Origin of the sequence: Streptomyces sp. LaPpAH-108, assembly GCF_000373625.1 — a bacterium.
Taxonomy (GTDB): domain Bacteria; phylum Actinomycetota; class Actinomycetes; order Streptomycetales; family Streptomycetaceae; genus Streptomyces.
The window spans coordinates 46,113-69,466 of record NZ_KB891988.1 but is presented as its reverse complement, the minus strand read 5'-3'; the positions used below and the strand labels follow the sequence as shown (position 1 = coordinate 69,466).

The following is a 23,354-nucleotide window of genomic DNA, read 5'->3' as shown; positions in this document are numbered from 1 at the left end:
CGCGCACGGCCGGGTTCAGGTGGGGTCGGCTCACCGTAAGGTGAGACACATGAACGATCGCATGGTGTGGATCGACTGCGAGATGACCGGCCTCTCGCTGTCCGACGACGCGCTCATCGAGGTGGCCGCCCTCGTCACCGACTCCGAGCTGAACGTACTCGGCGAGGGCGTGGACATCGTCATCCGTCCGCCGGACGCCGCGCTGGAGACGATGCCGGAGGTGGTGCGCCAGATGCACACCGCGTCCGGCCTGCTGGAGGAGCTGGCCGGCGGTACGACGCTGGCCGACGCCGAGGAGCAGGTGCTCGCGTACATCCGTGAGCACGTCAAGGAGCCGGGCAAGGCGCCGCTGTGCGGCAACTCGGTCGGCACCGACCGCGGCTTCCTGCTGCGCGACATGCCGACGCTGGAGGCGCACCTCCACTACCGCATCGTGGACGTCTCCTCGATCAAGGAGCTGGCCCGGCGCTGGTACCCGAGGGCGTACTTCAACAGCCCGGAGAAGAACGGCAACCACCGCGCGCTTGCCGACATCCGCGAATCCATCGCCGAGCTGCGCTACTACCGCGAGGCCGTCTTCGTCCCCCAGCCGGGCCCGGACTCCGAAACGGCCCGGACGATCGCCGCGAAGTACGTCCTGCCCCCGCAGTAGCCCCCACACGGAAACGTGTGCGCGAGCACCCCCGAGAACCCTGTAGACTTCTTCTCGGCCGGTCGGGGAACGACACGTTCAACCGCCGGTCGTGGTGGGTGTAGCTCAGCTGGCAGAGCACCTGGTTGTGGTCCAGGATGTCGCGGGTTCAAGTCCCGTCACTCACCCTGATGGACTTTGGGCCGATCCGTTCCGACGGATCGGCCCAAAGTCGTTTCCGCACCGGGCGCCCTCTCTGCCACTCTCCCTGTCATGTCCGCACGAAACCGCCGCCTGCCCCGAGGCCGCGCCTGGCCCCTGACCACGACCGACATCACCGAGCACCTGGGCCCGCTCATGACCCACGTGACACACCTGGACTTCCTCACGGGCGTGGACAGCGGGTCCATCGTCCTGAGCGCGTCCTGGGTGGCCCCGCTCCCCCGCACCTACGGCCGCGGCATCCACCCGGACTCGGTCGGCTTCTCCCTCTACGTCCACCCGGTCCCCACCCCGCAACGCGCCACCATCCGCCCCCTCCTCCGCGCCCAGGCCCTCCCCCAGCTCCACACCTGGATCACCCAGGGCCTCACCGCCACCGAAACCTGGCGCCTGACCCCCCACCAGAGGTACTGGCACCTGACCGACGGCCGACTGACCCACGTGGACGAGACGGGCTAAGCCCCGGTCCGCCCGTCGACAAGCTCCCGTACGACATCGAGATGGCCGTTGTGCCGGGAGGTCTCCTCGATGAGATGCAGGATCACCCAGCGAAGATCGACGTACCGCCCGTCCCCGATGGGTCGCTTGGCCTTCGCATCCAGCTCACGTTCGGCCACCAGCCGCCGATAACGGGCACTCTGCTCCTCGTACTCGGCGAGCAGCCGCGCCAACGGAATGTCGACCGCCGTCCGCATCTCGGGGTCCGGATCATCCTCGGTGGCCCCGGCCAGCGGCCCCTCAAGCTCCTCCCCGAGGAACATCACCTGGAACCAGTAGTACTCCACCCACCGCAGATGACTGATCAGCCCGCACAACGTCATCAACGGCGACCCCGGAAGCGGCGCCATCCGAGCCCCCTCCTCCGACACCCCCTCACACTTGGCCCGCGCGGTGTCCCGGGCGTAGTCGAGAAAGGTGGTGAGCTGCGCACGCTCGTCCCAGGTGGGGGGTGTGTCGGTTCGTTGGGTCATCGGGGGAGTCTGGCGCGGCGTGGGGTACCTGTCGACTCAGTTCTTCGGGTGGTCCAGCGCCTCGATGGCGCGGGTCAGTGGATCTCGTACTGGTCGTGCGGGATGGCTCGCGCCCAGACGGCGTCTAAGGCTTCACTGCACAGCTTCGCCGCTGCAGGGTCGTCCGTGACCTCCCCGCCCGCGGACGCGCCCGATCCCGTGAAGTGGTTCCAGCGGACCACCTGTCCGTCGATGACCCAGAAGTCGTTGGCGGGCAGAGCGATCGCGCCGGTCCTGCGGCGCGGAAGCCAGCGCACCTGCTCTCCGGCAGCCACGTTGGTGAAGGTGTTGTCGTACAGGAAGCGGGTGTACTCGCTCACCGGCTCGGAGACGATCCGGGCCCGGCGGATGACGACACCCCGGGCCACCGTCTCCCGCACCAGGTCCAGCCAGGGCCGCCACCAGGACGCGCGGTCGGCGGGGTCGTACCGGAATCCCTCACGCCACTTGGCGAAGGGGCCGCGCTCGTAGTCGACGGCGTACGCGTCACGCATCTCCAGGTGGACGGCGGACCGTTGCGCGGACGCGAGAAGGTCGGTGAACTCGACTGGCAGCACGTTCGACGACATCACATGCCTCCCTGATCAGTGGTCTCGTGCCCGTGCCTGTCACACCCCTGGCTGGTCCAGCGCCTCGATGGCTCGGCGGATCAGGGCTCGGGCGTCGGGGCCGTAGACGGCCATGGAGCGGAGCTGTTCGAATGCCTTGAGGTAGAGGGCGACTTCGGTGGGCTGGGTCACGCGTACCCGCGCGGCCATCAGCTCGACAGAGACCAGCTCGTCGTCGTAGACGTGGAACAACTCCTGCGGCCACAGCCCCCGTTGCACGGTGTGCGGGATGATGCCGAGGGAGACCGATGGCAGGGCGCCGGCGGTGAGCAGATAACCGAGTTGGGCGGCCATCGCGTCGGCGTCGCCGAGCCGGTGGTGGAGGACGTTCTCCTCGATGACCATGACGAAGCGGTGACCCGGCTCGCTGATGACCTTCGAGCGCTCCAGGCGCGCGGCCACGGCCTGGTCCACGTCGTTGGGCGCGTCGTACAGCTCGGCCACACCGGTCAGCAGGGCGCGGGCGTACCCCTCGGTCTGGAGCAGGCCGGGCACGAGCGTGGGCGAGTAGATGCGGAACAGCTCGGTGCGGCGGTAGAGGTCGACGTAGCTGTCCTGCAAACGCTTGAGGCCGGGGCGCAGTTGCCGTCGCCACTCCATGTAGGCGGACTCGGCGTCTCTCGACTGCGCGAGGACGTCCTCGGTCTGGTCCTCCGCGCCGCACGCCCGGCACCAGCGGCGGATGTCGTCGGGGGACGGCGGCGTGCGCCCGTTCTCCAGGCGGGAGGTCTTGGGGTGCGTCCAGCCGCAGAGCACGGCGAGTTCGGTCCCGGTCAGTCCCGCGTCGGCCCGGAGATCACGCAGGCGTCGGGCGACGCGCTGGCGTGCGGCCTGGGCGGAAGAGGACGGGGACGGGGTGGCGGCCATGCAGCGCGGCTGGACCCTTCGTGTCGCGTTACTGGATCTTGTACTCGGCATGCGGGACGGCCCGGGCCCACACCGTCTCGAACGCCGCCTCGCACAACCGGGCTGTCCCGGGCTCCTCGGTGATCTCGCCAGGCGCGCTCGCACCGTCGCCGGTGAAGTGGTTCCAGCGCACGAGTCTGCCGTCGATCAGCCAGAAGTCGTTGCCCGGCAGGCAGAGATCGGAGGCCCGTCGACGCGGCAGCCAGCGCACCTGCTCACCGGCCGCGACGTTGACGCCGGTCCCGGCGTGCTCGTAGCGAATGTAGTCACTCACGGGCTCGGAGACGATGCGGGCCCTGCGGACGGAGACTCCGCGCGCGACGGTACGACGCACCAGCTCGGTCCAGGGCGCCCAGTACGGAGATTCGGGGTCGTCGTCGAACTCACCCGTCTCCTTCCAGCGAGCGAAGTCCGCCGCTTCACCGGCCACGCCGTATGCGTCCCGCATCTCCAGATGGACGGCCGACTCGGCGGCGCTGTCCAGCAGTTCAGCGCGGCTCGGCGATCTCTGTGACATCGCACGCCTCTCTCGGGGTCGCGTTCCTACGGACTCAAGACACGGACTACTTGGTCGTGCTCGAAATGCCAACCGTGTGGCCGGACACCTCGAAGGCGAAGCGCTTCATCCGTGTCGCCGTATCCGGCTTCCACCCCTGGATCACGAGCTTGCCGCGTCTGATCCACTCAGACGGCGGGCTCTCACCCTGCCCGGTGCTCGGGTGGATCCCGATGAACCGTAATGACTCGACGCCCTCCAGCGCTCTGGCTGTGCATGGATGTACGCACTTTCGCCTCGCCCGGCAGTCGGATCAAAAGCTTCTTCAGGCCGATGAACTGCGGTGAGTAGCGGCTCTGAACATTCATGAACATCACTCGCAGCGGCGCACATCACTTCCCTACCGTCGGCTGGACGACCCGCCCCCAAGGCATCTCTGCCCCTGGGGACCGCCTCCTCCGAGGGAGCCTCGCATGCAGCACGGCCACACCACCCAGTCCGCCGTCCTCCCCTCCCGTAGCGATCCTCCCGAAGTGGTCCGGGACTGGCTGGCAGGCGCGCACCCCTCCCCCGAGCAGGCCCGGCGGGAATGGAGCAGGTGTGGCATCGCGCTGCTGCCGCTCGGCTCGTGTTTCGATGCCGTTCGCATTCCCGGCGACCTCCTCCACGCCGCCGTCGGCAGTGGAGATGCCCGTGACGCGCTCAACGGCCCTGTCATCCATGACGTACGAACCCTCGGCCCCACCTACTGGGCCCTGGTCCCCCACCAGGACGGCTGGCCCGGCGACCCGGAGACCCCGCTCCTCAGCCACGGCACGTACCTGGGCGTGCCCGACCTCACCGTCACCGGTCCGCCCGGCTCCTTCTGGGTGACCCCGCCCCACCGCCGACACCACCTGTGCCGCGCCGAGGACGTGCTGGCTCTCATCGCCTACGGCAGACGGGAGTTGGGGCAGACACACAGGACCGACGCAGAGGCACTGAGCGCTCTCGTTCAGGAACTTCCCCCACCCGACACCGTGCCCGACGACCGCCTACGGGGCCGCGCCTGCGTCTGGTGCGGAACCCCGCTCACCGCCGAGACTGCCTTCCTCGACTTCGGTCAACTGCCCACACCCCAGCGCTGGTTCCCTCGCGCCTGCCGCCCCTGCACCGGCGAGCGGACCGAGCGCGCGTGGATGGGCCGGGAAGGGCGGAAATGAACCCCGAACCCGAGCCCCCGCCGTCGTACATCACCCCCGCCTGCGCCCGATGCGGCCACTACTTCCAGCCCGGTGAGCACTACGACGTCATCCCCGTCGAGTCCGGCACCGGGTTCGCCCCGGACGCGTACCGTCACAGGGAGCCGTGCGCCCCGGTGCGGAGGCGACGCTGAAGATCCTCGGGGTACGGCGCCGGAGGCGGCACCGGGTCCGGGTATCGTGCTGCGCTACTGCCGCCGAGAAGCCGCCGCGGCTTGACCGCTGTCCGAGGCGGCTTCACTGCCGGTCAGTCGGACCGGTCCCCCCGCAGCACCGTCATCGCCACCACGACCCCCGCCGCCAGCAGCCCCGCTCCCAGCCTCAGCCCCAGCGCGTACCCCTCGGTCAGGCTCTCGGCCGTGACCACGGGCCCCGTGTGGTGAGCCGCTGTCGTGACCAGGGCTGTCAGGCCGAGGGAGGCGCCGATCTGGCGGGAGCTGTTCAGGAGGGCGGAGGCGGTGCCTGCCTCGGAAGAGGACACGCCTTCCGTTGCCAGGGAGACCGCCGGGGCCAGGCAGAAGCCGAAGCCGGTGCCCGCGAGGAGGGCGGGGCCGAGGATGTCGGTGAGGTAGGAGCCGTGCGGGGTGATCAGGCTCGCCCAGGCGAAGCCGGTGGCTGCCAGGGTGCCGCCGAGGGGCAGGAGGGTGCGGGGTGGGAAGCGGTGGGCGAGTTTCACCGCGAGGGCCGAGCCGGTGATCACGCCGACGGCCAGCGGGAGGAATTCCAGGCCGGTGCGGGCGGCGCCGTGGCCGAGGACGCCTTGCAGGTAGAGGGAGATGAAGTAGAAGGCGGAGGCCATCGCGGCACCGGCCAGGAGGTTGAAGGCGTTCGCGCCGAGGACCGAGCGGTTCGTGAACAGGCCCAGTCGGATCAGTGGTTCGCGGCTGGTCGTCCGCTCGACCTGGAGGAAGGCGGCCAGCAGGGCCACCGCCGCCGTCAGGGTCGTCAGCGTCACCGGTGAGCCCCAGCCGTACCGGTCGGTGCGGACGACGCCGAACACCAGGAGCAGCATCCCCGAGGTGACCAGGACGGCGCCGAGGATGTCCGGCCGGCCACCGCCGGGGTGTGGCCGGTCCGCGCCCACACCCCGCCACGACAGCAGCAACGCCCCTGCCGCAATCGGCACGTTCACGAACATCAACCAGCGCCAGCCCGCGTACTGCGTGAGGACGCCCCCGATCAGAACGCCCAGCGCACCGCCCGCCGCGTTGACCGCGCTCCACACGCCGAAGGCCCGTACGCGGGCGCGGCCCGTGGGGAACGTCGTCGTCAGCAGGGCCAGCGCGGCCGGGGAGAGGGCCGCGGCTCCGATGCCCTGGACGGCGCGGGCGGCGACCAGTTGAGCGGGGGACTGAGCGAAGCCGCCGGACAGGGACGCCAGGCCGAACAGGGCGAGCCCCGCCAGAAGCACCCGCTTACGGCCGTACCGGTCCGCCGTCCTGCCACCCAGCAGGAGCAGCCCGCCGAAGGTGAGCGCGTACGCGTGGATCACCCATGTCAGGCCCACGCCCGAGAAGTTCAGGCCGTCGGCGATCTCGGGCAGTCCTACGTTCACCACCGACAGGTCGAGCGACACCATGAACTGCACCACGGCCACCGCGGCGAGGGTGAGTCCCGGCCGCACGCCCGCGCGCACGCCGTCGCCCGCCCCCACGTCGACCGCCGCACCCCTGCCGTCCGGCTCTTCGACCGTCTTCGTCACCAGTTCCTCCATGCCGTTGGAAACGCGGCTCCCCCGAGGTTTTGGAACATGTTCCGAAAGTACTCCGCGCGACCGCCGCTGTCGAGCGGGAAGCGGGGAACGGCATGATGGAGCGGTGCCCCGAAGCAACTCATCGCCCGGCCGCAGCGGCCGCCCCCCGGCCACCTCCCGCACCGAGATCCTGGACGCGGCGCGCCGCGTCATCGAGCGGGACGGCTGGGAGAAGCTGACCGTGCGCAGGCTGGCGGCGGAGATCGGCATCGGGACGACGACGCTGTACCACCATGTCCGGGACAGGGAGGACCTGTTGGTCCAGCTCCTCAACGAGCATGTGGACCACACGCTGCGCCCGGACCTCCCCGCCGAGCCGCGCGAGCGGATCATCGCGGCGGCGACCGCGATCCACGACTCCCTCGCCGCCTGGCCGTGGGCGGCCGAGATCCTCACGGTGGACGGCTTCCTGGCCCGGCTCGGGCCCGCGTCCCTCCAGGCGGTCGAGACGATCGTGGCGGGGGCCGTCGACTGCGGGTGCACGCTCGACCAGGCCGTCGGGCTCTTCCGGAGCGTCTGGTACTACACCGCGGGCGAGATCCTGGTCCGCGCGCACTCCGCCCACCGGCGGCAGGAGAACGCCCAACTCGCCGGGGAGGCCGACTTCTTCAGCGGCATCGACACCGCCCGACTCCCCCGCCTCTCCGAAGTCGGCGAATGCTGGCCGGAGCTAGCCGCCCGGGACACCTATCCCGAAGCCCTCCGCGCCTTCGTCGACGGCCTTCTCGCACAGGCCACTTCAGGGAAGACCTAGGCCACGGCTTACGCCGACTCCCGCCCCACCAGCTCCGTAGGCAGCACCACATGCCTCCGCTCCAGCCCCCGCGCAGCCGCCGGACGGCGATCCGCTATCTCCTCCAGGAGCAGGCCGATCATCGCGCGCCCCATCTCCTGGATGGGCTGGCGGACGCTGGTCAGGGGTGGGTCCATGTGGCGGGCGATGGCGGAGTCGTCGTAGCCGACGAGGGCCACGTCGTCGGGGATGCGGCGGCCCGCTTCGCGCAGGACCTGGCGGGCGCCGGCCGCCGTGACGTCGGAGCCCGCGAAGACCGCGTCCAGGTCGGGGCGGCGGGACAGGAGGGCCGTCATCGCGCGACGGCCGCCCTCCTCCGTGAAGTCGCCCGGTTCCAGGAGGAGTTCGTCCGGGGTCACGCCCGCTGACCGCAGCGCGTCCCGGTATCCGTCCACCCGTCGCTGCGCGCCGTACACGTCGGGGCGGCCGGTGATGTGGGCGATGCGGCGGCGGCCCCGGGACAGCAGGTGGGAGACCGCCGAGTGGGCGCCGCCGTAGTTGTCGGAGTCGACCGAGGGGAGGGTTTCGCCCGCCGAGCGGGGGCCGCTGATGACGGCCGGGATCTCCAGGCGGTCGAGGAGGTCGGGGAGGGGGTCGTCGGCGTGGACGGAGACCAGGAGGACGCCGTCGACGCGGTGGGCGGAGAGGTAGTCCGCCAGCCGCTGCCGCTTGCGGTCGCTGCCCGCGAAGATCAGCAGCAACTGCCATTCGGTGTCGGCGAGTTCGGCGCCCACCCCGCTCAGCATGTCGGAGAAGTACGGCTCCGCGAAGAAGCGGGTCTCCGGCTCGGGGACGACCAGGGCGATGGAGTCGGTGCGGTTGGCGGCAAGGGCGCGGGCGGCGGTGTTGGGGACATAGCCCAGTTCCTCCACGGCGGCCTCGACGGCCGCTCGGGTCGCGTCGCTGACCCGGGGCGAGCCGTTGATCACCCGGGAGACCGTGCCCCGGCCCACCCCGGCACGGGCGGCCACCTCTTCGAGCGTGGGCCGTCCCCCGCTCCGGCCGCCCCGCGCTCCGTGGCTCGCCATTGGCCTCCTCCACCTTTCCCGGCCGTACCCCGTACACCTCTGTCAACAGCCCGCCGCGCAAGCCGTATCCGTACAGCGACGACCCGCACCACGGGCCGTACCCGCCCCCGGCCTGGAATCTAACAGTGCCCCGCGACACCGCCACCGGCCCCGTTCCGCGCCGTCACCCCCGGCTGATTAACAGCCCGATAACTGAAGGGACTTGGGCGTGCGCACTCCCTTGACACCCCGCGCCGGACGGACGACCCTTCAACACATCACTCGTGGGAGCGCTCCCACGGTACCTGACACCTACACATCCCGCACGTTCCCCGCCCGAGCCGCAGCGCGTACGAACGGGCCCAGCTCCAGCAGTAGTTCCATGCAGTTGGCCGGGGGGTCGGCACGTCAGGCAACAGGAGGACGCAATGCGCACGAGCATCCGCAGGTCTCGCGGAACGGTGGCTCTGATGGCCGCCGCCGCGCTGACCACGGGGCTGCTGGCCGGTTGCTCCAAGGACGCGGACGACGGCTCGTCGAACGCGGACGACGGGGGCAACGGCAAGACCACGCTGACCGTCGGCACCTTCGGCGTCTTCGGCTACAAGCAGGCCGGCCTGTACGACGAGTACATGAAGCTCCACCCGGACGTCACCATCAAGGAGAACGTCACCACCCGCACCGACGTGTACTGGCCGAAGGTGCTCACGCGCCTCCAGGCGGGCGCGGGCGCCGACGACATCCAGGCCATCGAGGTCGGCAACATCACCGAGGCCGTGCAGACGCAGGCGAACAAGTTCGTCGACCTCGGCAAGGATGTCGACAAGTCCCAGTGGCTGGACTGGAAGCTCGCCCAGGCCACCACCAAGGACGGCAAGACGATCGGCCTCGGCACCGACACCGGCCCGATGGCGGTCTGTTACCGCAAGGACCTCTTCGCGAAGGCCGGTCTGCCCACCGACCGCGACAAGCTCGCCGCGCTGTGGAAGGGCGACTGGGCGAAGTACGTCGACCTCGGCAAGAAGTACATGAAGAAGGCGCCGAAGGGCACCAAGTACGTCGACTCGGCGGCCTCGGTGTACAACGCGGCCGTGGGCGGCGCCTCCGTGCGCAACTACGACAAGGACGGCAAGGTCGTCTGGGACAAGTCCCCCGGTGTGAAGGCGGCCTGGGACGCCGCCATGACCGTGGCGACCAGCGACATGTCCGCCAAGCTGAAGCAGTTCGACCCGACCTGGGACAACGGCTTCGCCAACGGCACCTTCGCCACCGTCGCCTGCCCGGCCTGGATGATCGGCTACATCCAGGAGAAGTCCGGTGACTCCGGCAAGGGCAAGTGGGACGTGGCGGCGGCCCCGGCGGCCTCCAACTGGGGCGGCTCCTTCCTCGGCGTGCCGACCTCCAGCAAGCACCAGAAGGAGGCCGTCGCCCTGGCGAAGTGGCTGACCGCGCCCGCGCAGCAGGCCAAGGTCTTCGCCAAGCAGGCCAGCTTCCCGTCGACCCCGGCGGCGTACGCGGACCTGAAGCCCGCGGCCGACACCACCGCGTACTTCTCGGACGCGCCGCTCACCCAGATCTTCTCCGACGCCGCGAAGACCATCCCGGCCCAGCCGCTCGGTCCGAAGGACAAGCCGATCGACAGCGCGATCAGCGACATCGGCATCCTCCAGGTCGAGCAGAAGGGCAAGTCCCCGGCCGAGGGCTGGAAGGCGGCGTCCGCCGAGATCAAGGACGTGCTCGGCCAGTGACGTCCAAAGAGGCTCTCGCGCATCCCGCGTCGAGCGCCGAGGCCGCGCCCGGCACCCCGCCGGGCGCGGCCCGGGGCGCTCGGGACCGCGGTGCGCCGGCCGCGCCCGTCTCCTGGCGCAGCCGGCTCTACCGCTGGGACACCAAGGCGTCGCCGTACGCGTTCGTGTCCCCCTTCTTCCTGCTGTTCGCGGCCTTCACCCTGGTCCCGCTGCTGTACACGGCCTGGTACTCGCTGCACGACGTCCAGCTCTCGGCGCTGGACGAGCAGAGCTGGGCCGGTCTCGCCAACTACCGCAATCTGCTGTCCTCGGAGTTCTTCTGGAACGCGCTGGAGAACACCTTCACCATCGGTGTGATCTCCACGGTCCCGCAGCTGATGGCGGCGCTCTGGCTGGCCCACATGCTGAACTACCGGCTGCGCGGCTCGACCGTGTGGCGCGTGGTGATGCTGACGCCGTACGCCACCTCGGTGGCCGCCGCGACGCTGGTCTTCACGCTGCTGTACTCGTGGGACGGCGGCATGGTGAACTGGATTCTCCACTTCGTCGGCGTCGACCCGGTCAACTGGCGCGAGTCCGACTGGGGTTCGCAGTTCGCGGTGTCCACGATCGTCATCTGGCGCTGGACCGGCTACAACGCGCTGATCTATCTGGCCGCGATGCAGGCGATCCCGGCCGACCTGTACGAGTCGGCGGCGCTGGACGGCGCCAACCGCTGGCAGCAGTTCCGGCACGTGACCATTCCGCAGCTGCGCCCGACGATCCTGTTCACCATCGTGGTCTCCACGATCGGCTCCACCCAGCTCTTCGGTGAGCCCCTGCTGTTCGGCGGGGTCAGCGGGTCCAAGGGCGGCTCGGAGCACCAGTACCAGACGCTCGGTCTGTACATGTACGACCAGGGCTGGATCATCGGCAATCTCGGCAAGGCGTCCGCCATCGCGTGGTCGATGTTCCTGATCCTGCTGATCGTCGCGGCGGTCAATCTGCTGTTCACCCGATGGCTGAGGAAGTCCCAATGACCACCAGTGAACTGACCCTGCCGAAGGCGGCGAAGCCCGCGCGGGCGCCCGGGCGGCGCCGGATCACGGGCGCGGGCAAGCAGCTGCACGCCGGTCCGGTGACGTACGTGGCGCTGACCGTGTTCGCGCTGGTCTCGCTGGCGCCGCTGGTGTGGACGGCGGTCGCGGCCTCGCGCACCGGCGGGCGGCTCGCGCAGACCCCGCCGCCGCTGTGGTTCGGCGGCAATCTGTTCAAGAACCTCCAGACGGCGTGGGACGAGGCCGGGCTCGGCACCGCGATGCTCAACTCGCTGCTGGTGGCGAGCACGATCACGGTGAGCACGGTGGTCTTCGCGACGCTGGCCGGGTTCGCCTTCGCCAAGCTGCGGTTCCGCTTCTCGGGGCTGCTGCTCCTGCTGACCGTGGGCACGATGATGATCCCGCCGCAGCTCGCGGTCGTCCCGCTGTATCTGTGGATGAGCGACTTCGGCTGGTCGAACCAGCTCCAGACGGTGATCCTGCCGAGCCTGGTGACCGCGTTCGGCACCTTCTTCATGCGGCAGTACCTGGTGCAGGCGCTGCCCTCGGAGCTGATCGAGGCGGCGCGGGTGGACGGGGCGAGCAGTCTGCGGATCGTGTGGCACGTGGTCTTCCCGGCCGCGCGGCCCGCGATGGCGGTGCTCGGCCTGCTGACCTTCGTGTTCGCCTGGAACGACTTCCTGTGGCCGATCATCGCCCTGAACCAGCAGAACCCCACCGTGCAGGTGGCCCTCAACTCGCTCGGCACCGGCTATGTCCCGGACCAGGCGGTGATCATGGCGGGCGCGCTGCTTGGCACGCTGCCGCTGCTGATCGCCTTCCTGCTGTTCGGCAAGCAGATCGTGGGCGGCATCATGCAGGGCGCGATCAAGGGCTGACCGGTTCCGTCCGAGGGGTCGGGTCAGTGTCGCCCCGGCCCCTTCTCCCCTTTCCCCCGGGTCTTCCCGACTTCCCCCAGGTCTTCCCGACCCTCGGTCTTCCCGACTCTCGATGGGAGCGCTTCCATGCCCGACTCCTCCCCCACCGCCTCTCCGGTCACCTCTCCCGCCGCCTCTCCGGCCGCTTCCCCGGTCACCTTCCCGCCGGGCTTCCTCTGGGGTGCCGCGACCTCCGCGTACCAGATCGAGGGGGCGGTGCGCGAGGGCGGCCGTACGCCGTCGATCTGGGACACCTTCAGCCATACGCCGGGCAGGACGGCGGGCGGGGAGACCGGTGACACCGCCGTCGACCACTACCACCGCTACCGCGACGACGTGGCCCTCATGGCGGACCTGGGCCTGGGCGGCTACCGGTTCTCCGTCTCCTGGCCGCGCGTGCAGCCGACCGGGCGGGGCCCCGCGGTCCAGATCGGCCTGGACTTCTACCGCCGTCTGGTGGACGAACTGCTGGAGAAGGGCATCCAGCCCGCCGTCACCCTCTACCACTGGGACCTCCCGCAGGAGCTGGAGGACGCGGGCGGCTGGCCCGAGCGCGACACCGCCCACCGCTTCGCGGAGTACGCACAGCTCGTCGGCGAGGCGCTGGGCGACCGGGTGGAGAACTGGATCACCCTCAACGAGCCCTGGTGCAGCGCCTTCCTGGGCTACGGCTCGGGCGTCCACGCCCCCGGCCGCACCGACCCGGTGGCCTCGCTGAAGGCGGCCCACCATCTCAACCTCGCGCACGGCCTCGGTACTTCGGCGCTGCGTGCGGCGATGCCGGCCCGCAACAAGATCGCGATCAGCCTCAACTCGGCGGTGGTACGCCCGCTGTCGCAGCGCCCGGCCGACCTCGAAGCGGCCCGCCGCATCGACGACCTGGCCAACGGGGTCTTCCACGGCCCGCTGCTGCGCGGCGCCTACCCGGACTCGCTCCTGAAGGCGACCTCCCGGCTCACCGACTGGTCCTTCGTGCTCGACGGCGACCTGCGCACCGCCAACGCCCCGCTGGACGCGCTCGGCCTCAACTACTACAGCCCCGCCCTCGTCTCCGCGGTCGACGGCGAGGTCTCGGGCCCGCGCGCCGACGGCCACGGCGCGAGCGAGCACTCCCCCTGGCCCGCCGCCGACGACGTCCTCTTCCACCAGACCCCGGGCGAGCGCACCGAGATGGGCTGGACCGTCGACCCGAGCGGCCTGTACGACCTGCTCCTGCGCTACACCCGCGAGGCGCCCGGCCTGCCGCTCTACATCACCGAGAACGGCGCGGCCTACGACGACAAGCCCGACGCGGACGGCCGCGTGCACGACCCCGAGCGCGTCGCCTACCTCCACGGCCACCTCTCCGCCGTACGCCGGGCCCTTGCCGACGGCGCCGATGTGCGCGGGTACTACCTGTGGTCCCTGATGGACAACTTCGAGTGGTCCTACGGCTACGAGAAGCGGTTCGGCGCGGTGTACGTGGACTACGCGACGCTGGAGCGCACGCCGAAGTCGAGCGCGCGCTGGTACGCGGAGGTGGCGCGGACGAGTGCGCTGCCCTCGGTGGAGTCGGCGGGCTGATCCCTCCGCTCGTCCGGACGGGCTGTGCGGCTGTGTGGCCGTACGGCGAAGGCCCGGCGGTGTGTGTCACCGCCGGGCCCCCGGGTCATCGGTCGCCGTCAGCCACCGACCGGTTCCCCCCGGTCGGCGCTCCTCTGATCAGTCCCCCCTGATCAGCAGGTCAGTTGTAGGCCGCGAACGCCTTGGAGAAGGCGAACTTGTCCTGGGTGATGGAGCTGCAGGTGGCGTCGGCGGTGGGCTTGGTGCCGCCGTCGCACTGCTTGTCGCGGGTGCCGGACCACATGGAGAGCGCGCCCAGGCCCTTGGACTTGGCGAAGTCCACCAGCTGGGTGGCGTCGTCGACCTTGAAGATCTCGGAGGCCACGTCGTTGACGCCGATCATCGGGGTGACCGCGACGGTCTTCCAGGCGTCCTCCTCGGAGAGGCCGAGGACGCCCTTGATCTGGGCCTGGGTGGCGGTGGCGGCCTGCTCGGCCAGGTCGCCCATGTCGCCGCTGAAGGCCGGGCCGTAGTCCATCGCCATGATGTTGACGGCGTCGATGCGCACGCCGTTGGACTTGGCGTCGGAGAGCAGGTCGATGCCGTCCTGGGTCAGGCCCTGGGGCATCACCGGGAGGGTGTAGGAGACGTTCAGGTCGGGGTGGGCGGCCTGGAGCTTGGCGATGGCCTGGGCGCGGCGGGTGTTGGCCGCGGCGTTGGGCAGTGTGGCGCCCTCGATGTCGAAGTCGACCTTGGTGAGCTTGAAGGCGTCGACGGCCTTGCCGTAGGCCGCCGCCAGCGCGTCGGCCGAGGAGCAGGTGGTGGCCAGCTCGGTGCCGGTGGCGCCGCCGAAGGAGACCCGGACGTCGCCGCCCTTGGCGCGCAGGGCGCCGATCTGGGAGGCCACGCCGTCGGCGGTCAGGTCGGAGACGCCGCCGAACTTGGGGGTGCAGCCGCCGCCGTCGGTGACGAAGGCGAGGTTGAAGTTCTTCACGCCGGTGGCGTCGGCGGTGCCGACCAGGTCGAAGGCCGGGTAGAGCGAGGTGTCCACGTACGGCGCGAAGCCCGCGGTCTTGGTGGTGCCGCTGCCCGCGCTCTGGGTGGGGGCGGGGGTGTCGCTCTTGGTGGGCTCGGGCTGGGTGGGCTCGGGCGAGGGGGCCTCGGTGGGACGGCCGCTGGGCTCGGGGGTGGCGGTGGAGTCGGCGGAACACGAGGTGCCGTCGATCTGGCAGCCGGTGGGGTCGCCGCTGCCGTCGACCACGAAGCCGACGGTGAGGGACTTGCCGGGGGCGATGCCCTCGTCCCACTTGGCGGCCTTCACGGTGACGTGCTGCCCGCTGACGCTGGACTCCGCGTTCCACAGGGAGCTGAGCTTGGCGCCCTGGGGGAGGTCGAACTCCAGGGTCCAGGACTTCTCGGTCTGGCCGGTGTCGTTGGAGATGACGTACTGGCCGCTGTAACCGGAGGACCAGTCGCTGTTCTTCGTGTAGACGGCGCCGACACCGGCCGCGTGCGCGATCCCGGTCACGAAGAAGGCGCCGCCACCGGCGACGGCCGCGGCGACGATGCCGCCTATCGCCTTGTTCCTGCCGCTGATCCTGCGCCGGTGCGTGCTGCTCATGCGGTGCCTGTCCTTCGTAGCGGAGGTGGGGGGTGGTGAGGCAGACGCTACCGATGAGGAATCGGGCAATCGGCTTGATAGGGACGGGAGTTCGAGACCTTAGGGTGCGCTTAAGGAAGAGATCGGGGGCGGTTAAAGGTCGAGACCAATACGCCGGATTCGCGGCTCAGCGCAGGGCGGGGGTGCGCCTGCGGCGGCGCTCGGTGCCCCGGTGGCCGCGCCGGTCCGGCTTGCGGCCGTCGAGCTGGAGCCAGATCCGCACCTCGGTGCCGCCGAGGACGGAGGAGCCGATGCGGACGTCGCCGCCGGTGGACTCCGCCAGCCTGCGGACTATGTCCAGGCCGAGGCCCGTGGAGCCCGCAGTGCCGGAGCCCTGGCCGCGTGCCATGGCGGTCTCCGGGTCGGCTATGCCGGTGCCCGCGTCGGAGACGAGCACGATCACCGCGTCGTCGGCGTGGTGCACGTCCACCGCGAAAGCCGTGCCCTCCGTGGTGTGCCGGAAAACGTTGCCGAGCAGGGCGTCCAGGGCGGCGGCGAGGTCGGCGCGGGCGACGGGGACGCGCACCGGGCGTTCGGCGCCCGCGACCCGCCACTTGCGGCCCTCGTCCTCGGCCAGCGCGGACCAGAACTCCATGCGCTCGCGCACCACTTCGGCCGCGTCGCAGCCCGCGCCGGGACCTGCGGCGGCCGTCTGCGGCTTGGCCTCGCGGGCGGTGCGGATGATGGTGTCCACCTCGCCCTCCAGCTGGGCGACGGCCGCGCGGGTCTGGTCGGCGGCGGCCCCGGCACCGAGCGAGGCCGCGTTCAGCCGGAGCACGGTGAGCGGGGTGCGCAGCCGGTGCGAGAGGTCGGCGGCCAGCTCGCGCTCGTTGGCCAGGAGCTGGACGACCTGGTCGGCCATGGAGTTGAACGCGACGGCGGCGAGCCGGAGTTCGGTCGGGCCGTCCTCGGGCACCCGGGCACCGAGATGTCCCTCGCCCAGTTCGCGCGCCCCCTCCACGAGCCGTCGGGCGGGGCGCACCATGCGCACCCCGAGCCGGTCGGCGACCGCGACGGACCCGGCGATCAGCGCGATACCGACGGCGGCGAGCACCGCCCAGGCCGTGCCGACGCCGTTGCTCATCTCGGCCTCCGGCACCCACACCTCGACCACCGCGATGGCCCCGGAGCCGAGCGCGACGGGCTGGAGCAGCGCGGAGCCGCCGGGCACCTCGGCGGTGGAGGCGCGGCCCATGCGGCGCACGGCCTCGATGTCCCGGGCGGCGGCCCGGCCGTGGCCCAGGTCGGTGGCGGCGCGGCCCTCCTCGGCGGGCAGGTGCACGGCCATGCCGGACTCGACCCCGGCGGCGGCCACCACCCGCTCCAGCTTGTCCCGGTCGGTGGTGATGGACAGCGCGGGGGCGACGGCGGCGGCCTGGCGCTCGGCGTTGGAGAAGGCGCGGTCGCGGGCCATCTCCTGGACGACAAGCCCGAGCGGCACGGCGAAGGCGACCACGACCATCGTGGTGACCGCGAGGCACACCTTGACCAGGGCCCATCTCATCGCGGCGACTCCCCCGCGAGCGGCGGCTCCAGCTTCACCCCGACACCGCGCAGGGTGTGCAGATAGCGCGGCCGGGCCGCCGTCTCGCCCAGCTTCCGTCTGAGCCAGGAGAGATGGACGTCGATGGTCTGGTCGTCGCCGTACGACTGCTGCCAGACCTCGGCGAGCAGTTCCTTGCGCGGGACGACCACGCCGGGGCGCCCGGCGAGGAAGGCGAGCAGGTCGAACTCGCGGCGCGTCAGGTCCAGTCTGCTGCCGTCCAGTTCGGCCTGGCGGCGCAGCGGGTCGACGGTCAGGCCGCCGACCCTCAGCACGGCCGGGGGCGGTGCCTCCCCGCCGCCGGAGCGGGCGCGGCGCAGCACGGCGGCGATGCGGGCGGAGAGGTGCTCGACGGAGAACGGCTTGGTCAGATAGTCGTCCGCACCGGCGTTGAGCAGCCGGACGATCTCCGTCTCGTCGTCCCGCGCGGTGGCGATGATCACCGGCACGTCGGTGATGCCGCGCAGCATCTTCAGCGCCTCGGAGCCGTCCAGGTCCGGCAGTCCGAGGTCGAGTATGACCACGTCGAACCGGAAGTGGGCGACCTCGCGCAGCGCTTCGAGCGCCGTGCCCACGCTGCGCACGGTGTGGGCGGCGTCGGTGAGATGCCTGATGAGCGCCGAGCGGACGAACTGATCGTCCTCGACCACGAGCACACTTGCCATGCGCCGCACCGTACGCCATGCGGCCGAGCCGGGTCCTGGCCTGTGGACAACTCCCTGTGGACAACTGGGGCCCCGTGCGCGGCCGGTGGCGGCTGAGGCAGTATGGCCCCGATGCGCAGAGGACTCGTACACGTACTGGCGTGGCTGCTCGCCACGGGAGCGGCGGTGGCCCTCTCCTGGTGGGGCGTGCACACGGTCATGGCCGGGACGGCCTACGACCCGCCGCGCGCCGTCCCGATCACGGCCGCCGAGGCCGCCGCGGCCCATGCCTCACCGTCACCCCCCGCCACGAGCCGCCCGTCCCCCCAGACCAGCGGCGCCCCCCGCCCGGCCTCCCCCACCCCGTCCCGCCCCCCGGCCCGCACGGCCACCCCCTCCCCCACCACCGCGCCCCCGTCGTCCCCCACGACCTCCTCCGCCCCCGCCCCGGCGAGCGACGTCAAGCCGTACGACACCCCCGGTGGCCGCGCGGTCTTCGACATCGGCCCGGTCAGCGCCACCCTCGTCTCCGCGACCCCCGGCACCGGCTGGTCCATGCAGGTCTGGAAGACGGAGACCTGGATCCGGGTCGAGTTCAGCCGCAGCACGGACCGCGTGACGGTCTTCTGCGACTGGCACGACGGCCCACCGCACGTGGATGTGCAGACGTACTAGTGCCGTGACGCCGCTGCCGTGCCGGTCGCCGTCGGCCGGGCCGCGAGAATGGCGCCATGACGGAGACATGGCCCTGGACGTACGACGGCACCGCGCTGGCCTGGCTCCACGACCGGCTCGGCCGCCCGGCGCCCGGGCCGGGACATGTGGTGTCCGAGCTGGTGCCGAGCGGCTACGCGGCGTACGTGCGGATCTTCCACCTCCTGGAGGCCACGGACGGATCGGGCCGCAGCCGCACCTGGCGGGCCTGTGCCGAGGAGGCGGGCGTCCCCTTCCGTCCTGAGCTGTCCCACCACTGGTGGCGGAAAGCGAACCCCGCCCCGGAACGCCCCCTGTGGACGGCCGGGGCCGGGGCGCTCGACAGTGGTAGCCGACGGGCGCTCGCCCATGTACTCGCCGAGGTGTCCGGTGAGCAGCCGGTCCACTTCGCCTACGATCTCGCGGCTGTGCTCTGGGGCGAGGACGAACCGCTCGTTCGTACAGGGTCCTTGACGGAGCTGGAAAACGTACGGGAGGCGGTCAGGGAACTGGTGGGGGACGACGGCCCGGAGTTCTGGTGGCCGCAGGACCGCGCTTGGGTGGTCACCACCGACTACGACCTGCTCTCGACCTACGTCGGCTGCTCGGCCAGGACGGCCCGGCTGCTTCTGGACGAGCCCGGGCTCGAAACGCTGCCGGTCGCCTCGGGCACCCGTGTCGACTGGTACACCGTGCCGCCGCGGCACCCGTGACCGTACCGACGATGGGCCTCACCTGGAGCGGAACACCCCCGACGGCGGGGCCGGGGACGCCACCGCCGCGCTGTCCGTCACCGGGGTCGCGCCGCCGGTGAAGTCCAGGAGGGCGCGGCCGTGTTCGACGCGGCCGGGGTGGGGGTCGGAGGCGGCTCTGCGGGTCAGCTCCGTGATGGGGAGCGGAGTGTCGGCGGCGATCAGGATGGCGTTGCCGAAGCGCTTGCCACGCAGGACCGCCGCGTCGGCGATCAGGGCGAGTTCCGTGAAGCGGGCGGCGGCGGTGGCTATCTGGCCGCGCAGGTGGGTCAGCGGCGGGCCGTCGGCGAGGTTGGCGACGTAGCGGCCGGACGGGCTCAGGGCGCGGCGGACCTCGTCCAGGAACTCGGTGGAGGTGAGGTGGGCCGGGGTGCGGGCGCCGCTGAAGACGTCCGCGACGATCAGGTCGGCCCAGCCGTCCGGCACCTTCGCCAGGCCCTCGCGGGCGTCGGCCGAGCGCACCCGTATCCGGGAGCTGGGGTCGAGCGGCAGCTCCCGGCGGACCAGCTGGACGAGCGCCGCGTCGCGCTCCACGACCTGCTGGGTGGCGCGCGGCCGGGTCGCGGCGACGTAGCGGGCCAGGGTCAGGGCGCCGCCGCCGAGGTGGACGGCGCGCAGCGGCTTGCCGGGCGGCGCGGCCAGGTCGATGACGTGCCCGATGCGGCGCTGGTACTCGAAGGTGAGGTGCGCCGGGTCGTCCAGGTCCACATGCGACTGGGGCGCGCCGTCGACCAGCAGGGTCCAGGCGCGGGAGCGGTCCGGGTCGGGGATCAGCTCGGCCAGCCCCCCGTCGACCGCCTCCACGACGGCCTCGGCGCCCGCTCCGCGCCGGTTGTTCCTGGACCTGCCCATCGCCCCATTCTCGCAGGTGGCACGGGGGCCCGCCGGACGGGGCCGGGGGCAGGCGGGGCAGTGGCTCCGGCGGCGTGGACCCGGCCCGGGCGGCAGAGCGGCGGCGGGCGGCGGCCCTCGGCCGGTCTCGGACGGCACAACGGCGGCAGGCCCCCCGACCAGCCAGCGGGCGGCGGTCCCGGCCCGCCTTGGCCGCAGCGGGCGGCACGACCGCGACCGGCCTCGGCGTCGGAGCGGTAGAGCGGGTAGAGCGGCAACCGATGTCTCCGGGCGGCACCACGCCGTAGCGGCGGCCTCCCCCGCGCACCGCCGTCGGCGGCGTCGGCGGCGTCGGCGTCAGCGGCCCGCCTCAGCCTCTCGGCAGAGGACAGCGGCGCCCGGTCTCCTCCGCCGAGCTCAGCGGCAGCGTCACCGGCAGCTGTCCGCCGCCTCGATCAGCCGGGCCGCCTCGCCCAGCGCCCGCCGCAGCACCGCCGGGTCCGTGGCGGGGTCGCCGTCGTCGGGGGGCAGCAGCCAGTCGGAGCCCGCCAGCGGGGGCTCGGGGGTCAGCCGCAGGCCGCGGCCCTCGGTGCGGACGCAGGTGCTGCCCGGGACGTCCCAGCCCGCCGCCGTGCCCGCCGGGACCAGGAAGCCGAGGGTGTCGCGCCCGTCGTCGTGCAGCACCGGGCCGACCGCCGCGACCGCGCCCCGGCGCAGGATGTCCACGGCTTCGAGCCCCTGCCGGGTCGGCACCGTCACCAGGTCGCACCCCGCGTCGCCCGGCGCCCGCGACCATGTCGGCGCCGTACAAGGTTCGTTGTTCTGGCTGGTCTCCATGCCGGCCTCCACCACGCTGCCCTGTTGCAGTCCACGGGGTACAACGCGCGATGCCGTCAACGGCTACGGCGCAAGTGTGCCGCAAAGGATGGCAGTTCATGGCAGATCGTGGATGAGATATCCGTTTTGTAGCCAAACACTGCGTGTCGGGCCGGACACAGCCGGTACGTTCGTGCCCGCCGGAACCAGGGTGTCACTCGGGCAGCTGTGCCCGAATTCGCCCCGGCCCCGGCACGGTTCGACGGTTCGTACGAGAGGACCGCCATGGCGTCGTCAACCGAGACCTCGGCGCAGCCCGACCGGCCGCCCCGGCCCAACACCGCCTTCCGGCAGTTGCGTGGCCGCCGTTCCCCTGCGGAGTTCGCCGCGCTGGTACGGCGCGCTGCCCGCGAGATCGGGGAGCGGGTGAGCTGTGACGCGCGCTATGTCGGCAGGGTCGAGGCGGGTGAGATCCGCTGTCCCAACTACGCGTACGAGCGGGTGTTCCTGCATATGTTCCCCGGCCGCACCCTGACCGACCTCGGCTTCGCGCCGCGCTCGGCCGTCCGCGGGCGGGCGGCCCGGCCGGCCGGTCCCGCCAGGGAGCAGACCGGTCCGGCACCGGCCGCGCGGGAGCAGCCGCGGGGCCACCCGTACGACCGGCCGCGCCTGTACGACCCGCACCCGCACGACCCGTACCGCCCGGACGAGCCGGACGAGAACGAGCCGCTGAACCACGAGGAGAGCGACGTGCTGCGTCGCGCATTCATGACCAACGGGGGCGCCACGGTGGCCGCCGCCGCGCTGGGCCCGCTGGGGCTCGCCACGGACGCCTCGGCGGCCGGGACACCGCGCCGCCCCGGCACGTCGGAGGCCGCCGCCGTCGAGGACGCCGTCCGCCGCATCCGGGTGCTCGACGACAAGCACGGCGCGGACGGGCTGTACCGGCACGCCGCCCAGCCGCTGCGCCTGGCCTACGCGCTCCTCGACGCGGGCGCCACCCGGCAGTCCACCACCGAGCGGCTGCACTCGGGCGCCGGTGAACTGGCCATCTCGGTCGGCTGGCTGGCCCACGACTCGGGCCGCTTCGAGGACGCCCGCTCGCACTACGCGGAGGCGCTGGCCACCGCCCGGATGACCGGCGACGGGGCCCTGGAGGCGCACGCCTTCTGCAACACGGCGTTCCTCGCGCGGGACGCGGGCCGCCCCCGGGAGGCGGTGCGGGCGGCGCAGGCGGCGCAGCGGGCCGCGCGCCCGCTGGGCTCGCCCCGGCTGATGTCGCTGCTCGCACTGCGCGAGGCGGGCGGCTGGGCCGGGCTCGCCGACCGCGCGGGCTGCCGCCAGGCGATGGCGCGGGCGCAGGCGCTGTTCGCTCGGGGCGCGTCGGACGCCGACCCGGAGTGGATGGTCTTCTACGGGCAGGCCGAGCTGGAGGGCCTGGAGGCGCAGTGCTGGTCGGCGCTGGGCGACTGGTGGCGCGCGGCCCGGCACGCACGGCGCGCGGCGGAGCTGCAGGACCCGCACTTCTCCCGGAACATCGCGCTGTACACCGCCGAACTCGCCGACGACCTCGCCCGCGACGGCCGCCCCGACGAGGCCGCCTCCGCCGGACTGCGGGTCCTGGAACTGCTCACCCAGGTGCAGTCCTCGCGCATCCAGACGATGCTCGCGGGCACCGCGCGCGTACTGCTGCCGCACCGGCGAGCGTCCGGCGTGTCGGAGTTCCTGGAACGCCACGCGTCGGTGCCCCGGCCCCGGCAGGCCTGAGCGGGTCCTCGCGCGGAACGGCGGCCACGCGCACGGAGAAGCCCGTCAGCCCACCAGGTGCCCCACGTCGTTCCAGTTCTCGATCGCCGGTTCGCCGTACGCCCAGCCGAGCACCGACAGCGAGGTCGGGTTGAGCCGGATGCGGGCCGCGAAGTCCAGCGGCAGCCCGAGCCAGCGGGCGCCGATGGAGCGCAGCATGTGGCCGTGGGCGAAGACCAGCACGTCGCGGTCGGCGGAGCGGGCCCACGCGACGACCTCGTCCGCGCGCGCGGTGACGTCCGCGACGCTCTCCCCGCCGGGCACCCCGTCGCGCCAGATCAGCCAGCCGGGCCGCTCGGCGTGGATCTCGGCCGGGGTCAGGCCCTCGTAGGCGCCGTAGTCCCACTCCATGAGCGTGTCCCACGGACGCGCGCGGTCGCCGAACCCGGCCAGTTCGCAGGTCTCGCTCGCGCGCACGAGCGGGCTGGTGCGCACCTCCGCGTCGGGCAGGCCGTCCAGCGGAGAGCGGTGCAGCCGCTCGCCGAGGAGCTTGGCGCCGCGCCGTCCCTCCTCCAGGAGGGGGATGTCCGTCCTGCCGGTGTGCTTGCCGGACAGCGACCAGGCCGTCTGTCCGTGCCGGGCCAGCAGGATGCGCGGTGCCATGGGAGACCTTTCCGGGAGGGGAACGCGAGAGGGCCGCCGGGTGACGACAGCCCAGGTCCCTCCATCATCGCGCACCGGCGAGGCGGGCAACCCGG

At 72.0% G+C, this 23,354-nt stretch carries 24 protein-coding genes and 1 tRNA gene; 13 read left to right on the top strand and 12 right to left on the bottom strand.

The genetic code is table 11. The features are described from left to right. Positions 1-49: 49 nt before the first annotated feature. The 3 genes from orn (at position 50) to B079_RS0106420 (ending at position 1,312) form a co-directional block, all read left to right on the top strand. On the top strand, positions 50-652 hold the full coding sequence (gene orn, locus B079_RS0106430) for an oligoribonuclease (protein WP_037801301.1): 603 nt from the start codon (positions 50-52) through the stop codon (positions 650-652). A 94-nt stretch (positions 653-746) separates the two neighbouring features. Next, positions 747-819: transfer RNA gene (locus tag B079_RS0106425), tRNA-His, on the top strand. A gap of 85 nt (positions 820-904) precedes the next feature. Continuing rightward, positions 905-1,312, top strand: a complete 408-nt coding sequence (locus B079_RS0106420; protein WP_018544952.1) for a hypothetical protein — start codon at positions 905-907, stop codon at positions 1,310-1,312. Here B079_RS0106420 and B079_RS0106415 read toward each other — a convergent pair. From B079_RS0106415 to B079_RS0106400, 4 genes are all read right to left on the bottom strand, one after another. After that, on the bottom strand, positions 1,309-1,824 hold the full coding sequence (locus B079_RS0106415; protein ID WP_018544951.1) for a DinB family protein: 516 nt from the start codon (positions 1,822-1,824) through the stop codon (positions 1,309-1,311). The two genes, B079_RS0106420 and B079_RS0106415, sit on opposite strands and share 4 nt — an antisense overlap. A gap of 74 nt (positions 1,825-1,898) precedes the next feature. Further along, a complete protein-coding gene (locus tag B079_RS0106410) occupies positions 1,899-2,432 on the bottom strand; it encodes a DUF6879 family protein (protein WP_018544950.1) in 534 nt (177 codons plus the stop codon). A 39-nt stretch (positions 2,433-2,471) separates the two neighbouring features. Further along, positions 2,472-3,338 carry a helix-turn-helix domain-containing protein gene (locus B079_RS0106405; protein WP_018544949.1) on the bottom strand — a complete coding sequence of 289 codons (867 nt, stop codon included), beginning with the start codon at positions 3,336-3,338 and terminating at the stop codon, positions 2,472-2,474. A 28-nt stretch (positions 3,339-3,366) separates the two neighbouring features. Then, positions 3,367-3,894: a DUF6879 family protein gene (locus B079_RS0106400; RefSeq protein WP_018544948.1), complete on the bottom strand. Its 528-nt coding sequence runs from the start codon at positions 3,892-3,894 to the stop codon at positions 3,367-3,369. Positions 3,895-4,346: 452 nt separating this feature from the next. Here B079_RS0106400 and B079_RS35740 point away from each other — a divergent pair, with 452 nt between their 5' ends. Both B079_RS35740 and B079_RS35135 read left to right on the top strand, forming a co-directional pair. Further along, positions 4,347-5,075, top strand: a complete 729-nt coding sequence (locus tag B079_RS35740; RefSeq protein WP_018544947.1) for a hypothetical protein — start codon at positions 4,347-4,349, stop codon at positions 5,073-5,075. Next, complete coding sequence (locus tag B079_RS35135) at positions 5,072-5,248, top strand: hypothetical protein (protein ID WP_018544946.1); 177 nt, start codon at positions 5,072-5,074, stop codon at positions 5,246-5,248. Before B079_RS35740 ends, B079_RS35135 begins: the two co-directional genes overlap by 4 nt. Before the next feature lie 113 nt (positions 5,249-5,361). Here B079_RS35135 and B079_RS0106380 read toward each other — a convergent pair whose 3' ends face one another. Next, complete coding sequence (locus B079_RS0106380; protein ID WP_234016761.1) at positions 5,362-6,816, bottom strand: MFS transporter; 1,455 nt, start codon at positions 6,814-6,816, stop codon at positions 5,362-5,364. Between the two features lie 115 nt (positions 6,817-6,931). Here B079_RS0106380 and B079_RS0106375 point away from each other — a divergent pair, with 115 nt between their 5' ends. Beyond that, on the top strand, positions 6,932-7,621 hold the full coding sequence (locus B079_RS0106375; protein ID WP_018544944.1) for a TetR/AcrR family transcriptional regulator: 690 nt from the start codon (positions 6,932-6,934) through the stop codon (positions 7,619-7,621). Between the two features lie 8 nt (positions 7,622-7,629). On the opposite strand, the gene B079_RS0106370 is transcribed toward B079_RS0106375, so the two are convergent. Next, positions 7,630-8,688, bottom strand: a complete 1,059-nt coding sequence (locus B079_RS0106370) for a LacI family DNA-binding transcriptional regulator (protein WP_018544943.1) — start codon at positions 8,686-8,688, stop codon at positions 7,630-7,632. A 407-nt stretch (positions 8,689-9,095) separates the two neighbouring features. Here B079_RS0106370 and B079_RS0106365 point away from each other — a divergent pair, with 407 nt between their 5' ends. The 4 genes from B079_RS0106365 (at position 9,096) to B079_RS0106350 (ending at position 13,932) form a co-directional block, all read left to right on the top strand. Next, positions 9,096-10,415 (top strand): ABC transporter substrate-binding protein, encoded by a 1,320-nt coding sequence (locus B079_RS0106365; protein WP_026248413.1) that lies wholly within the window; start codon positions 9,096-9,098, stop codon positions 10,413-10,415. Further along, positions 10,412-11,434: a carbohydrate ABC transporter permease gene (locus tag B079_RS0106360; RefSeq protein ID WP_018544941.1), complete on the top strand. Its 1,023-nt coding sequence runs from the start codon at positions 10,412-10,414 to the stop codon at positions 11,432-11,434. The genes B079_RS0106365 and B079_RS0106360 overlap by 4 nt, the downstream gene beginning before the upstream one ends. After that, on the top strand, positions 11,431-12,330 hold the full coding sequence (locus B079_RS0106355; RefSeq protein WP_018544940.1) for a carbohydrate ABC transporter permease: 900 nt from the start codon (positions 11,431-11,433) through the stop codon (positions 12,328-12,330). The genes B079_RS0106360 and B079_RS0106355 overlap by 4 nt, the downstream gene beginning before the upstream one ends. A gap of 126 nt (positions 12,331-12,456) precedes the next feature. Next, positions 12,457-13,932, top strand: a complete 1,476-nt coding sequence (locus B079_RS0106350) for a GH1 family beta-glucosidase (RefSeq protein WP_018544939.1) — start codon at positions 12,457-12,459, stop codon at positions 13,930-13,932. 160 nt (positions 13,933-14,092) lie between these two features. On the opposite strand, the gene B079_RS0106345 is transcribed toward B079_RS0106350, so the two are convergent. From B079_RS0106345 to B079_RS0106335, 3 genes are all read right to left on the bottom strand, one after another. Continuing rightward, positions 14,093-15,532 carry a cellulose binding domain-containing protein gene (locus tag B079_RS0106345; protein ID WP_018544938.1) on the bottom strand — a complete coding sequence of 480 codons (1,440 nt, stop codon included), beginning with the start codon at positions 15,530-15,532 and terminating at the stop codon, positions 14,093-14,095. Positions 15,533-15,698: 166 nt separating this feature from the next. Continuing rightward, positions 15,699-17,075: a sensor histidine kinase gene (locus B079_RS31435; RefSeq protein WP_018544937.1), complete on the bottom strand. Its 1,377-nt coding sequence runs from the start codon at positions 17,073-17,075 to the stop codon at positions 15,699-15,701. Then, a complete protein-coding gene (locus tag B079_RS0106335; RefSeq protein ID WP_018544936.1) occupies positions 17,072-17,779 on the bottom strand; it encodes a response regulator transcription factor in 708 nt (235 codons plus the stop codon). Before B079_RS0106335 ends, B079_RS31435 begins: the two co-directional genes overlap by 4 nt. A gap of 111 nt (positions 17,780-17,890) precedes the next feature. On the opposite strand from B079_RS0106335, the gene B079_RS35130 reads away from it, so the two are divergent. Together B079_RS35130 and B079_RS0106325 are read left to right on the top strand one after the other, a co-directional pair. Continuing rightward, the gene (locus B079_RS35130; protein ID WP_026248412.1) at positions 17,891-18,433 is read left to right on the top strand and encodes a hypothetical protein; all 543 of its coding nucleotides are present in this window, start codon (positions 17,891-17,893) and stop codon (positions 18,431-18,433) included. Positions 18,434-18,489: 56 nt separating this feature from the next. Continuing rightward, complete coding sequence (locus tag B079_RS0106325) at positions 18,490-19,164, top strand: hypothetical protein (RefSeq protein WP_018544934.1); 675 nt, start codon at positions 18,490-18,492, stop codon at positions 19,162-19,164. Between the two features lie 18 nt (positions 19,165-19,182). On the opposite strand, the gene B079_RS0106320 is transcribed toward B079_RS0106325, so the two are convergent. Then, positions 19,183-20,055, bottom strand: a complete 873-nt coding sequence (locus B079_RS0106320) for a spermidine synthase (protein ID WP_026248411.1) — start codon at positions 20,053-20,055, stop codon at positions 19,183-19,185. A 408-nt stretch (positions 20,056-20,463) separates the two neighbouring features. After that, a complete protein-coding gene (locus tag B079_RS0106315) occupies positions 20,464-20,871 on the bottom strand; it encodes a hypothetical protein (protein ID WP_018544932.1) in 408 nt (135 codons plus the stop codon). A gap of 264 nt (positions 20,872-21,135) precedes the next feature. On the opposite strand from B079_RS0106315, the gene B079_RS0106310 reads away from it, so the two are divergent. After that, positions 21,136-22,617 (top strand): hypothetical protein, encoded by a 1,482-nt coding sequence (locus B079_RS0106310; RefSeq protein WP_026248409.1) that lies wholly within the window; start codon positions 21,136-21,138, stop codon positions 22,615-22,617. A gap of 45 nt (positions 22,618-22,662) precedes the next feature. On the opposite strand, the gene B079_RS0106305 is transcribed toward B079_RS0106310, so the two are convergent. After that, a complete protein-coding gene (locus tag B079_RS0106305; protein WP_018544930.1) occupies positions 22,663-23,259 on the bottom strand; it encodes a histidine phosphatase family protein in 597 nt (198 codons plus the stop codon). Positions 23,260-23,354 lie beyond the last annotated feature (95 nt).